11 protein-coding genes are annotated in these 12,635 nt (G+C 74.4%); 8 read left to right on the top strand and 3 right to left on the bottom strand.

Annotation, left to right across the window (positions count from 1 at the left end):
- Positions 1-30: 30 nt before the first annotated feature.
- Entirely contained in the window at positions 31-1,722 is a 1,692-nt protein-coding gene (locus tag ACFU0Y_RS13240) for an ABC transporter substrate-binding protein (RefSeq protein ID WP_380214994.1), read from the bottom strand.
- A gap of 273 nt (positions 1,723-1,995) precedes the next feature.
- Here ACFU0Y_RS13240 and ACFU0Y_RS13235 point away from each other — a divergent pair, with 273 nt between their 5' ends.
- Positions 1,996-2,253, top strand: a complete 258-nt coding sequence (locus tag ACFU0Y_RS13235; RefSeq protein ID WP_380214993.1) for a hypothetical protein — start codon at positions 1,996-1,998, stop codon at positions 2,251-2,253.
- Positions 2,254-2,307: 54 nt separating this feature from the next.
- On the opposite strand, the gene ACFU0Y_RS13230 is transcribed toward ACFU0Y_RS13235, so the two are convergent.
- Complete coding sequence (locus ACFU0Y_RS13230) at positions 2,308-3,150, bottom strand: VOC family protein (RefSeq protein WP_380214992.1); 843 nt, start codon at positions 3,148-3,150, stop codon at positions 2,308-2,310.
- Positions 3,151-3,403: 253 nt separating this feature from the next.
- Between ACFU0Y_RS13230 and ACFU0Y_RS13225 the strand changes: the two genes are divergently transcribed.
- Genes ACFU0Y_RS13225 through ACFU0Y_RS13210 form a run of 4 tightly spaced genes read left to right on the top strand, consistent with a single transcriptional unit; the run spans position 3,404 to position 7,631 of the window.
- Positions 3,404-4,312 (top strand): hypothetical protein, encoded by a 909-nt coding sequence (locus ACFU0Y_RS13225; protein ID WP_380214991.1) that lies wholly within the window; start codon positions 3,404-3,406, stop codon positions 4,310-4,312.
- Positions 4,313-4,356: 44 nt separating this feature from the next.
- Positions 4,357-5,418, top strand: a complete 1,062-nt coding sequence (locus ACFU0Y_RS13220) for a zinc-dependent alcohol dehydrogenase family protein (RefSeq protein WP_380214990.1) — start codon at positions 4,357-4,359, stop codon at positions 5,416-5,418.
- Positions 5,419-5,462: 44 nt separating this feature from the next.
- Positions 5,463-5,978: a flavodoxin domain-containing protein gene (locus ACFU0Y_RS13215; protein WP_380214989.1), complete on the top strand. Its 516-nt coding sequence runs from the start codon at positions 5,463-5,465 to the stop codon at positions 5,976-5,978.
- A 54-nt stretch (positions 5,979-6,032) separates the two neighbouring features.
- Positions 6,033-7,631 carry a DUF4389 domain-containing protein gene (locus ACFU0Y_RS13210; RefSeq protein WP_380214988.1) on the top strand — a complete coding sequence of 533 codons (1,599 nt, stop codon included), beginning with the start codon at positions 6,033-6,035 and terminating at the stop codon, positions 7,629-7,631.
- Positions 7,632-7,739: 108 nt separating this feature from the next.
- On the opposite strand, the gene ACFU0Y_RS13205 is transcribed toward ACFU0Y_RS13210, so the two are convergent.
- Positions 7,740-8,501: a DUF6544 family protein gene (locus tag ACFU0Y_RS13205; protein WP_380214987.1), complete on the bottom strand. Its 762-nt coding sequence runs from the start codon at positions 8,499-8,501 to the stop codon at positions 7,740-7,742.
- A 214-nt stretch (positions 8,502-8,715) separates the two neighbouring features.
- On the opposite strand from ACFU0Y_RS13205, the gene ACFU0Y_RS13200 reads away from it, so the two are divergent.
- The 3 genes from ACFU0Y_RS13200 to ACFU0Y_RS13190 all read left to right on the top strand — a co-directional run bounded on the left by ACFU0Y_RS13200 (position 8,716) and on the right by ACFU0Y_RS13190 (position 12,615).
- Positions 8,716-10,704 (top strand): serine hydrolase domain-containing protein, encoded by a 1,989-nt coding sequence (locus ACFU0Y_RS13200; protein ID WP_380214986.1) that lies wholly within the window; start codon positions 8,716-8,718, stop codon positions 10,702-10,704.
- Between the two features lie 143 nt (positions 10,705-10,847).
- The gene (locus tag ACFU0Y_RS13195; RefSeq protein WP_380214985.1) at positions 10,848-11,081 is read left to right on the top strand and encodes a hypothetical protein; all 234 of its coding nucleotides are present in this window, start codon (positions 10,848-10,850) and stop codon (positions 11,079-11,081) included.
- 298 nt (positions 11,082-11,379) lie between these two features.
- Positions 11,380-12,615 carry an FG-GAP repeat domain-containing protein gene (locus ACFU0Y_RS13190; RefSeq protein ID WP_380214984.1) on the top strand — a complete coding sequence of 412 codons (1,236 nt, stop codon included), beginning with the start codon at positions 11,380-11,382 and terminating at the stop codon, positions 12,613-12,615.
- The last annotated feature ends 20 nt before the right edge of the window (positions 12,616-12,635 follow it).

Genomic DNA, 12,635 nt, shown 5'->3' with positions numbered 1-12,635 from the left:
GGCGCACGGTGCGCCGCCCCGGACGCGGGCTCACTCGCTGAGCTCGATCCTGTTGAAGACCTCGTCGTTGACCGGGCTCACCGGGTAGGACTCCACCCGGGGGTCGAAGGCCAGGGACGGCGCCGGGTTGGCCAGGGGGACCGCCGGCAGCAGCTGCATGATCTGCTCGTTGATGTCCTCGTAGACCGGCGTCTGCTCCTCGACGCTGGTCAGCTCGCGGGCCTCGGCCAGCGCCCGGAACAGCTCGGCGTCCTCGAAGCCGAACTCCGGCTTCTCCCGGCCGAAGAACACGCCCACGAAGTTGTCGGTGTCGTTGTAGTCACCGGTCCAGCCGAGCAGGTGCAGGTCGTGGTCCGGGGTGCCGTTGATGCGGTCCAGGTAGTCCGGGGACCACTTGTCCGGCTGCGGGTTCACGGTGATGCCCACCTCCTCCAGCTGCGCGGTGAGCGTGGTGAAGGTCTGCTCCGGGTTCGGCATGTAGGGGCGGGAGACCCCGGTGGGGTAGCTGAAGTCCAGCTCCAGGCCGTCGGCGTAGCCGGCGTCCGCGAGCAGCTCGCGGGCCCGCTCGGGGTCGTACTCGTACTGGGTGACGTCCTCGTTGTAGCCGTTGACGGACTCCGGGATGAACTGGGTGGCCACCGTGGTGCCCTCGGGCAGCGTCTGGGAGACCAGGGCCTCCTTGTCGATGGCGTGCGCGATGGCGCGGCGGACGTCGACGTCCGCGAGCTCCTCCTGGGCCTGGTTGAAGCCGAGGTACAGGATGGTGAACGGGTCGCGGGTGACCACGTTGAAGCCCGCGTCGCTCAGTGCCTGCGTGTCGGCGGGGGCCACGAGGTCGTAGCCGTCCACGCTGCCGGACTCGAGCGCCTGGCGGCGGGCCTGGGGATCGTCGATGATCCGGAAGATCACGTCGGTGACCTGGCCCTGCTCGCCCCAGTACTCGTCGTGGGCGGAGAGGACCACCTGATTGCCCACGTCCCAGGAGTCGAAGCGGAACGGCCCGGTGCCCACGGGGTGGCCCTGGGCGTACTCGGAGAGCTCCGGGGACTCCTCCGTGCCGCCGGCGGTGTCCGCGCCGTACTCCTCGAGCGCCGTGGGGGACTGCATGGCGAACGCCGGCAGGGACAGGGCGGCGATGAAACCGGCGAACGGCTTGTTCAGGGTGACCTCCGCCTCCTGCTCGCCCGTGGCCTCGCAGCCGGAGTAGATGGCCTCCTCGGGGGTGTCCGAGAAGCCCTTGAACAGCGAGCCGTAGTAGTAGGCCATGTTCTCGGACTGCAGGAGGCCCTCGAAGTTGTACCAGCGCTCGAAGTTCGCGCAGACGGCCTCGGCGTCGAAGGCCGTGCCGTCGTGGAAGGTGACGCCGTCCTTGAGCTGGAACGTGTAGGTCCGGCCGTCCTCGGACTGCTCCCAGGACTCGGCCAGCAGGGGCTCGGGGTCCGCCGAGCCCTCCTGCACGCCCACGAGGCCCTCGAAGATCTGCCGGGAGACCCGGAAGGACTCGCCGTCCTGGGCGAACGCCGGGTCGAGGGTCTTGGGGTCGGACGACGCCGCGAAGACGAACGTGCCGTCGACGTCGCCGTCGGCGGCCTGGGTGGCGCCCGCCCCGCCCTCCTCGCGGTCCGAGGCGAGGCAGCCGGTGAGCACGAGGGCGGCCACGGCGGCCAGGGAGGTGACGGCGAGGGGGCGGCGGGCGCGCCCCGGGCGGAATGGCGTGGGCATGAACGGACTCCTCGGGAGGCGAGCGGCAGGACCGGCTCCGGGTGGTGGAGCAGGGGCGCGGGTCCCCGGTCTGCCGGCAGGCGTGTGACGGGTACCACACGGTACAAGTGATACCACGAGTTGCACTCAAGTCCTCTCATGCTCGCGTGGCGTGCATGTTTCCGTTCGCGCACACGCAGGAGGTGCCGGGGATGCCGCCCGTTTGGCCAGCAAGCTTGCTAGTCTGCTGGGAGCACCCGTTCCAGCACGTCCGACCCGAGAAAGCAGGATCCCGTGGCCGAGATCGATCCCGAGCAAGCGCGCAACGACCCGAAGAAGGCCGGCGACGCCCTCAACGAGGAGTCCGGTCTGAGCATCGAGGGCGACACCCCGCCGGACGCCGGCTCGGGCGTGGGCCCCGACAACCCCGACCTGGACGTCGACCACCCCGGGGACTCCGCGAAGGGCAAGATCGCGCTGGCCGTCATCCTCGGCCTCATCGCCCTGTTCGTGGTCCTGTGGTTCGTCGGCGCCGTCGTGGGCATGTTCTGATCCGACCCTCCTGAGGCGCCGGGGCGACCGGTCGGCCGTCGGCCGGGGCCGCGCTCACGCCCGCCCGGCGTCGTCGTCGGCGTCCTCGCCGTCCTCCTCCGTCCAGTCCTCCGAGGACGGGCCCATCATGGCGAAGCGCTCGCCGTCCGGGCCGGCGGCGAACACGAGTTCCCCGTAGCCGAACTCCTCCGGCTCCTGGACCAGCGCGCCCCCGGCGGCGATCACCCGCTCGGCGGCGGTGTCGGCGTCGTCGACCTCGAAGCAGACCCACCACAGCGGAGGCGCCTCCTGCAGGTGGTCGACGTCCTCGGCGGGCACCCCGATCCCGCCGGCCGACCGGTCCATGCCCGGGACCGTGAACACCGCGTACGCCTCGTGCCGCGTCCCGATGTCCTGGTACGTGTAGCCGAAGACCTCGGCGTAGAACCGCTCGGCGGCGTCCTGGTCGGTGGTCAGCAGGTCGCACCAGGCCACGGCGCCGTGCTTGCCGATGATGCTGAACCCGGTGTGGTCCTGCGGCTGCCACACCCCGAAGGCCGCGCCCGTGGGGTCGATCCACACCCCCATGGTGCCGAAGCTCCCCACCGCCGCCGGTTCGAACAGCTGCCGGGCGCCGGCCGCCACCGCGGCCCGGCCCGTGGCCGCGATGTCCTCGGACGCGAGGTACACCGCCCACGCGTGCGGGTCGTCCTCCATCCCGGACAGCGCCGGGGACATCCCCGCCACCGGCTCGCCGTCCACCAGGGCGTTGCAGTAGCCGCCGTACGCGGGGTCAGAGGGCGTGAAGCGCCACCCGAGCACGGCGGCGTAGAAGTCCATGGAACGGTCCAGGTCCGAGACCATGATGTCCGCCCAGCACGGGGCTCCCGTGGGCCATCGGTCGATGCGCTCGGTCATGCCGGAGTCCTCTCGTCGCGCGCCGGGACGGATCCCGCCCGGGTGGCTGCGGCGCGGGCCGCACCCGCGCGGTCCTTCGTCCCCCATGGTCGTCCTCCGCGTCCCGATTGGGAACACCTCCCGCCGACATCTGCGGGCTCCCCCGCCCGGGGCGTTCCCCCGCGCGTCCGGGCCGCCTACGCTGGGCCCTCCCGGACGAGGGGACGCAGGACGGACGAGGGGGCGAAGGACCCGAGGGGCGAGGAGGAGCGGCATGCGGATCTTCCGAGCGGTCCTGCTGCTGTGCGCGGTGGTCGGGGTGGGGGCCGGGGTGGCGGCCGTCACCGGGCTGCTCGCCGCCGGCGGGAGCGGCCCCCATCCTTTCGAGACCCTGCGGGGGGAGCGCACCGAGATCTGGGGTCGTGGCCTGTACCGGCACGACACCGTCTTCACGGCCGCGGGCAGCCGGGCCACCGACCTCGTCACCCTGCTCCTGGGCCTGCCCCTGCTGGGCGCCTCCGCGCTGGGGTACCGGCGCGGGAGCCCACGGGCCGGGCTGCTCCTGCTCGGCACGCTGGGCTACTTCCTGTACGTCTACGGCGGGTACGCGCTGGGCGCGGTCGCCCACAACCGGCTGTCCCTGCTGCACGCGGTCGTGTTCTCCGCCGCGCTGTGGGCGGTGGTGCTGATGTTCGCCGCGTTCCCCGCGGCCGGGCGGGACGCGCTGTTCCCCGCCGGCACGCCCCGCCTCGGCCCCGCGACACTGATGCTCGCCAGCGCCGCCGTCCTGCTCGTCGTGTGGGGCGTGCCGCTGCTGTCCTCCGCGCTGACGGGCGTGCCGCCTCCCGGGCTGGGGCCCTACAGCACGGAGTTCACGATGGTCCTGGACCTGGCCGTCGTCGCCCCGGCCGCGTGCGTGGCCGGGGTGCTGATCCTCCGCCGGCGTCCGTTCGGCTACCTGCTCGCGCTGTCCCTGCTGGTCCTGGAGGTCCTGCTGGCGCCTCTCGTCATCGCCCAGACGACCGCCCAGCTGCTGGCCGGGGTGCGCTTCACGGTGCCCGAGGTCCTCGGGCCGATGGGCGGGTTCGTGGTGCTGGCGATCGCCGCCGGAGCCGTCCTGGTGTCCGTGCTCCGCGCCGTCGACGCCGCGGACGGACGCCCCGGTCCGGGGGCCGAGCATTAACATTCCTCGTTTCCTGACGGGACCCGTGATCCGTTCCTAGACTCGTGACCAGGACAGAGGTCACGGCCCCGGCCGGCGCCTCCCCCCGGGGGATCGACGAGGACAGCATGCGTGCGTGGTGGATCGACGAGCCCGGTCCCGCCGCCGGCGGGCCGATGCGCTTCGGACAGTGCCCGGACCCCGAGCCGGGGGCCGGGGAGCTGCTCCTCCGGGTGCGGGCCTGCGGGGTGTGCCGCACCGACCTGCACCTCGTGGAGGGCGACCTCCCCCTGCACCGGGCGGGGGTGATCCCGGGGCACGAGATCGTCGGCGAGGTGGCGCGCGCAGGCCCCGGGTGCGCCCGGTTCCGGAAGGGCGAGCGGGTGGGCGTCGCGTGGCTGCGGCACACCTGCGGGCGCTGCCGGTTCTGCCGCCGCGGCCGGGAGAACCTCTGCACGTCCCCGCGCTTCACCGGGTGGGACCAGGACGGCGGCTACGCGGAGCTCACCCTGGTCCCCGAGGCCTTCGCGTACCGCCTGCCCGAGGAGTTCGACGACGAGCACGCGGCCCCGCTGCTGTGCGCCGGCATCATCGGCTACCGGGCGCTGCGGCTGGCCCGGCTGCCGCCCGGGGGCCGGCTGGGCATCTACGGCTTCGGCGCGTCCGCCCATCTCGCCGCCCAGGTGGCCCTGCACCAGGGCGCGGAGGTGCACGTCATGACCCGCTCGGCGGAGGCGCGCGAGCTGGCCCGGGAGCTGGGCGCCGCCTTCGTGGGCGATGCCGACGAGCCTCCCCCGGTGCCGCTGGACGCGGCGGTCCTGTTCGCCCCCGTGGGCACCCTCGTCCCCCCGGCGCTGCGTGCCCTGGACCGGGGCGGCACCCTGGCCGTCGCCGGGATCCACCTCAGCGACGTCCCGGCCATCGACTACGCCGCGGAGCTCTTCCAGGAGCGGCAGCTGCGCAGCGTGACCGCCAACACCCGGCAGGACGGCGAGGAGTTCCTGCGCCTGGCCGCCCGGCTCGGGCTGCGTCCCACCACCGTCCCCTATCCTTTGCGCGCCGCGGACCGGGCCCTCGCCGACCTCGCCGCGGACCGGGTCACCGGGGCCGCCGTGCTGCGCGGGTGAGCCCCGGCCCGTGCCCCGAGCAGACAGCAGAGAGGAGACCCGCCATGACCGTCCTGGTGGTCTACGAGTCCGTGTACGGCAACACCCACCGGATCGCCGAGGCGATCGGACGCGGCCTCGCGGAGGCCGGGGTCCCCGCGCAGGTGCGCTCGACCGCCGAGGCCGAGCGGCATCCTCCGGCGGCCGGCGACGTGCTGGTGGTCGGCGCCCCCACCCACGGTCACGGTCTGAGCCGGGAGAACTCCCGCGAGCAGGCCGTGCGGGACGCGTCCCGCCACGACCTGGAGGTGGACGACGCCGCGGCCGGCCCCGGCGTCCGCGAGTGGCTGGCCGCCCTGGGCGCGGAGGGCGGACGGGCCACCGCCTTCGACACCCGGGTCAAGGGTCCGGCGATGCTCACCGGGCGCGCCTCGCAGAAGATCGCCCGTGCCCTCGAGGAGCACCACTACGAGCTGGTCGCCCAGCCCGAGAGCTTCCTCGTGACCATGGGCAACGACCTGGTCCCCGGTGAGGAGGACCGTGCCCGCAGGTGGGGCCGCGACCTGGCCGCCGCCCTCTGATCCCGGGCACCCCGCACCGGGGCCCGCTCACCGTCCGACTCCTCAGGAGCTCCCATGACCCAGCAGTCGCCCTCCCGCTCGTCCCGTCCGCCCGACCGGCAGGGCGCCCCGCGCCGCACCAGACCCGGTCAGTGGGTCCTGCTGGTCCTGGGCGCCCTCCTGACCGCTCTGGGTCTGGCGGCGCTCGTCAGCGGTCTCGTCCTCGCCGGCGCCGCCGCGGCCCAGCAGGACGGGCGCTTCCTCACGGCAGCCCCGGACCGGCACCAGACCATCACCTACGCCCTGGTCGGCCCGTCCGCCGTGCTGGACGTCGGCGACGTCCAGGTCTCCCCAGTGCCCTTCCTCGACCGGCTCGGCCAGGTGCAGGTGCGCGTGACGGCGGCGGACCCGGAGCAGGACATCTTCGTGGGGGTGGCCGAGACCGCGGACGTCGACCGCTACCTCGACGACGTGGCCCGCGCGGAGCTGGGCAGCGCCACGGAGTCGGGGGACGACGCCCGGTCCCGGGTGCCCGGCGACCGGGTGCCCGACCGGCCCGGGAACCAGACCTTCTGGGCCGACTCCGACCAGGGCCCCGGCACCCGGGAGCTGACCCTGGACCTGCGCTCGGGCAGCTGGACGCTCGTGGTGATGAACGCCGACGCCTCCCGGCCGGTCTGGGCGGACCTGCAGCTCGGCGCCCGGTCCGACCTCCTGGGCCCCCTGGCCGGCGGCCAGCTGATCGGCGGTCTGGCCGGGCTGCTCGTGGGCGTCCCGCTGCTGCTGCTCGGCGCCGCCGGACTGGGCCGGGACATCGACCCGAGCACCCCGCCGCGCGGCACGGGCCCCGGCGCGGCCCTCGCCGAGGCCCCGGGGCGGGGCGGGAGCCCGCCCCCGGTGTACCCCGTGCACCTGAGCGGCTTCCTCGACGCCGGGCTGTCCCGGTGGCTGTGGCTGGTCAAGTGGCTGCTGGTGGTCCCGCACCTGATCGTGCTGACCGTGCTGTGGTTCGCCCTCGTGGTCACCACGGTCGCCGCCGGGTTCGCGATCCTGTTCACGGGCCGGTACCCACCCTCGTGGTTCTCCTTCTCCGTGGGGGTCCTGCGGTGGAGCTGGCGGGTGGCGTTCTACTCCTACTCGGCCCTGGGCACCGACCGGTACCCGCCGTTCACCCTGGCCCGCGCGGACCATCCGGCGCAGCTGGAGATCGACCGTCCGGAGCGGCTGTCGCGGGGCCTCGTGCTCGTGAAGTGGTGGCTCCTCGCCATCCCGCACCTGCTGATCGTCGGGGTGCTCACGGGCGGCGGCACGTGGAGCACCAGCCGCAGCGGCGACGACGGCACGACGACCACCAGCTGGGGGCCGTCCCTGCTCGGGCTGCTCGTGCTCGTGGCCGCCGTGATCCTGCTCTTCACGGGCCGCTACCGCCCCGAGCTGTTCGCGCTGGTCATGGGCATCAACCGCTGGGTCAACCGGGTCCTGGCCTACGTGCTGCTCCTGCGCGACGAGTACCCGCCGTTCCGGCTCGACCAGGGGCCCGTGGAGCCCCCGCCCCGAGCGGCGGTGCCGTCGCCCTGGTCCGGACCCGCGCAGGACCGACCGCACGACCGACCGCAGGGCCCGCCGCAGGCCCCGCCCGGGAACGGGCCGGGCGGCCCGGACCCGAGCCGCTGAGGGGGACGTCCGCCAGGACCGGCCGTCCCGGGCGTGCCGTGCGGACGGCCGGTCCGACAGGGACCGGCCCGGCGCACCGTCCCTCGAGGACCGCCTCCGGAGCGCCGATCAGCGGAAGCGGACGTCCTGGATCCGTGCCCGGAAGAACTCGCCCTCGGCCTGGCGGTCGGTGCCCCACGCCCAGCCGGCGCGCAGGACGGTGGCCACGCGCACGCCGGCGACGTCAGTCTCCTCGGACAGCGCGACCCCGAAGGGGTGGCGGCCGTAGCCGGTGCCGTCGGGATCGCCCCACCGCTGCATGCTCAGCTCCCGGAGCCGCCCCTCCGGGTCGACCCGGACCACGGCGTCCTCGCGCTGCCCGTCGAGGACCCAGGACATGACGGCGGTGTCCGGGGACGGCCCCGGGGACCACGCGGCGCCCAGGCAGGCCGTGGGCACCGTGATCCCCTCGCCGGCCAGCCGTCCGGCCGCGCTGCGGGTGACGTCCGGCCCCGCCGCGGACAGCACGGGCACGAGGCCCAGCAGCCGCCAGCGCAGCTCGCCCCCGCCGGGGCCGTACCGGTCGTAGCCCCCGACCGGCAGACCGAGGACCCGGGTGCGGGCCGCCCAGACGAAGCCGATCCCGGGGGCGATGATCTGCTGTGCGGAGAAGGCCCGCCACGAGCCGCCCAGCCGGATCTCGCCGCGCATCGACAGCTCCGCCACGGCCCACGCCGGGGTGCCGGGCGGCACGGCGTGCCCCAGCCAGCGGCGCGCGGGCTCGGGCAGGCCCGCGAGCGCCTCCGGGTCCACCGGGGGCGGCACCCGGTGGTCCGGGCGCTCCAGGTCCGCCCAGTGCCGACGGGCCCCGTGCGGCAACCGCCCGGTCACAGTCGGCTCCTGGGCATCACGACCGCGGCCGCTCCGGCGACCGGCCACAGGACGGGGACGGGAGCGGAGAGCGACAAGCTCCGGGACCGGATCATGTCCCCAGGCTAGACCGGTGGACCCGAACCGGTCCCGCTGCGGGCGCCGGACTCCGCGGACGTCCGGCATCCTCGGTCACACTCGGACACGGGAGCCGGTGGAGGAGCAGGATGGCCTCATGCGCGAGCACCGGCTCCCGGCACCGTCGTCGCCCCCCGTCGCCGCCCCGAGGGGTCCGGTGGCAGTGCTCGTGCTGGTCCTCACGGCGCTGCTGCTGCTCGCGCACCTGGAAGCGCCGCCTCCCGCCGCAGCGCAGGAGCGCAACGGGCAGGACGTGCGGGAGCTGACCACCGAGGACGTCGACACCTGGCTGGACGGCCTGGTCCCGGCCCTTCTGGACGCCGAGCGGCTCCCGGGGGCGACGGTGGCCGTCGTCTCCGGCGGCGAGATCGTCACGCTGCGCGGCTTCGGGACGTCCGACCGCCCCCGGCCGGTTCCGGGGGCCACCCCGGTGGACCCCGAGCACCACCTGTTCCGGATCGGGTCGGTGTCCAAGCTGTTCACCGCCACCGCCGTGCTGCAGCAGGTGGAACGCGGTGCCCTGGACCTGGACGCCGACGTCCGCGAGCACCTCGACTTCGAGCTCGGGCTGCCCCTCGGGGCGGTGACGCTGCGGCACCTGCTGAGCCACACCGCCGGCTTCGAGGAGCGCGTGGACCATCTCATCACCCCGGACGCCGAGAAGGTCCGCGACCTGCGCACCGAACTGGCCGTGGACCCCCCGCAGCAGATCTTCGCCCCGGGCACCACCCCGGCGTACTCCAACTACGGTCTGGCCCTGGCCGGCTACGTCGTCCAGCAGGTCACCGGCGTCCCGTTCGAGGAGTACGTGCGAGCCGAGGTCCTCGACCCGCTTGGCATGTCCTCCAGCACCGCCGAGCAGCCCCCGCCGCCGGCGCTGTCCGACCGGGTGGCCGGCGGTTTCCCCGCGCCGGGGGCCGAGCCCGCTCCCTTCGAGCACATCTCCGTCCCGCCCGCCGGGTCCGTGAGCAGCACCGCGCAGGACATGGCCGCCTTCCTGAACCTGCACCTGGGCCACGGCCCCGACGACGTCCTGGGTCCCGAGGTGCTGGCGGACATGCACGCCCCGGCGCTGCCGCCCGAGGACCTGGGCGGTCTCGGTGCCGGGGAGCAGATGACTCTGGGCTTCCGGGGTTACGAGGTGCGCGGGGAGCGGGTGCTCGCCCACGGCGGGGACACGGACGTGTTCCACAGCGAGCTGGTCCTGTTCCCCGAGGCGGACACGGGCCTGTTCGTCTCCCTCAACGGCAACGGGGTGCGCGCGCTCAGCACGGCGGTGCTGCGCCAGCAGCTGGTCGACCAGTTCGCCCGCCGCTATGTCGCCCCACCCGAGCGGACGGTGCCCGAGTCCCCGCGCGGAGCCGCCGGGCGGGCCGCCGCGGTGGCCGGTTTCTACCGCAGCGAACGGCGGGCGGAGTCGAGCGCCGCGGCCCTGGCGGGGACGCTCGCGATCACCACGGTGACCGCCGGCCCGGACGGGACGCTCGAGGTCGCCCCGCTCGCCGTTCCACCTACCACGATGCGGGAGGTCGAGCCGTGGCTGTGGCGAGAGGCCGGGGGCACGGCCACCCTCGCAGCCCGTGCCGACGAGGACGGCACCGTCAGGGACGTCGCCCTGGTCGCCTACCGCGCCGAGGGCAGGGTCAGCGCCTGGCACGGGCTGTTCGTGCCCCACCTGCTGCTCCTCGCGGCGCTGCTGGTCCTCGTCGTCACGCTGGTCGCCTGGCCGGTGAACCGCCTGCGGCGGCGCCGGCGGTGGGGCCCGCCGGACACCGGCACCCGTTCCCGGCGCGTGCGGCGGCTGGCCTACGCGGCCCCGGTGGCCGTCCTGGCGGGACTGGTGCTCTTCGTCGCGAGCGTCCAGCCGGACCTGTCCCTGGTGCGGCCCCTCACCCGCCTCGGACAGGCGGTGCTGCTGCTGGGCGTCCTGGGCGCGGTCCCGGCCGCCTGGCACCTGGCCGGCACGATCAGGCGCCGTGCCGGGGTGATCGCCGTGACCGGGGCCGCGCTGCTGACTCTCTCCCTGGCCTGGGTCGCCGGCTGGGCGGTGGCGTTCCGCGTCCTGTGGCCCGACATCAGCGTCTGACGAGCGCCGAGGGTGGTGCGCGGAGGACGCTGCGCAGAGCACAGGCGTTGACTGCCGGCGGCGACCGCACCAGCATGAGTACCACGGGCCGCCGACGGAGCGGCCGGGCGGGCCCCCGGGCCCCGAGCAGCAGGAGGACGACCATGACGCGCACCGGCACCAGGCGGAGCACCCGGTGGAAGGACCTCACGCCGGGACAGCAGACCGTGCTGCTGACCCTGGCGTCCGTGCAGGTCTCGCTGGCGGCCACCGCCTGGGCGGACCTCGCCCTGCGCCCCGCGGCGGAGGTCAACGGCAGCAAGGGGAAGTGGGCGGCGGTCATCGCCGTCAACTTCGTGGGACCGGTCCTGTACTTCCGGCGCGGCGTCCGCCGCTGAGCAGTTCCGGGCGGTCAGGCGGTGATCCAGTCGGCCAGGCATGGGCCTGGGGCCTGGGGTTTGGGGTAACGATTCAGCACGGTGCGGGAAGTGCTTAGCGATCGCATACGCGCGGACTAGACTGGTCCCACCTGCAGTTCCGTCCGCTCCGCAGGAGCCGGGCACCGGTGGACCGAGGTCCCGGACCCCCTCTCGAGCGCACGGCCAGTCGCCGGCCGGTGGGGGTCGACCGGCGTACCACCCGCCGTCCGGCGACCCGGACCGAGTTCTCCGCTCCTCGGAACCTGGAGGTTCCACCATGAAACGCTCACCGACGGCCCGCCTGCTCAGCGGGCTCTCCGCGGCGGCGCTGGCCGCCACCGGCATCGCCCTCGCCGGACCGGCCCACGCCGTGTCCGCCCAGGGATTCCTCTCCTACGTGGACGGCTGGCGCGTCGGCCAGCACGTCCGCGAGCTCGCCGACGTCAACGGGGACGGCCGCGCCGACGTCGTGGCCTTCGGCGACCCCGGCGTCTTCGTCGCCTACGGCCAGGCCAACGGCACCTTCGCCGCCCCGGTCCTGAAGGTCCGCGACTTCGGCACCGCGCAGGGCTGGCGCACCGACCGGCACCCGCGGCAGCTCGCCGACGTCGACGGCGACGGCCGCGACGACATCGTCGGCTTCGGCAACGCCGGCGTGATCGTGTCCTACGCGCAGCCCGACGGCAGCTTCACGGCCCCGGCCCTGAAGCTCCGCGAGTTCGGCTGGAACCAGGGCTGGCGGGTCGACCAGCACGTCCGCGAGCTGGCAGACCTCTCCGGCAACGGCACCGAGGACATCGTGGGCTTCGGCTACTCGGGGGTGACCATCTCGCACGGCCGATCGGACCGCATCTTCGACGGCACCGGCAAGCGGATCGACAGCTACGGCTGGGACCGCGGCTGGCGGATCGACAAGAACCCGCGGATGCTCGCCGACATGGACGGCAACGGGACCACCGACATCGTCGGCTTCGGCGACGCCGGGACGTACGTCTCCTACTTCTCGGCGCCCGGGGACACATTCACCCAGCCCGCGCTGGAGGTCCGCGACTTCGGCCACGCCCAGGGCTGGCGGGTCGACCAGCACCCGCGGGACGTCGGCAACGTCAACGGTCACCTTCCCCCGGACGTCGTCGGGTTCGGACACCGCGGCGTCCTCGTCGCCTACTCCCGACCCTTCGCCCAGGGGGAGCCGAAGTACCTCCCGGTCACGCTCGAGGTCGCCGACTTCGGGGCGGCGCAGGGCTGGCGCACCGACCGGCACCCCCGGGACCTGGCCGACATCGACGGCGACGGGATCCTGGACGTGGTCGGCTTCGGCAACAGGGGCGTGCACGTGGCCTACGGGGACGACAACGCCTTCCGCGGGCCCGAGCTGACGTCCACATCGTTCGGCTGGTCGGCCGGCTGGGACCCGGCGCGGTATCCGCGCCTGCTCGGGGACGTCAACGGCGACGGCCGTGACGACGTGGTCGGCTTCGGGCACTCCGCCACCTACGTCGGACTGTCCTGAGCACGCGAGCGGGACGGCCG

This window comes from Kocuria sp. NPDC057446, assembly GCF_042802875.1.
Lineage (GTDB): Bacteria > Actinomycetota > Actinomycetes > Actinomycetales > Micrococcaceae > Kocuria.
This window is presented reverse-complemented; position numbering and strand designations above follow the sequence as displayed.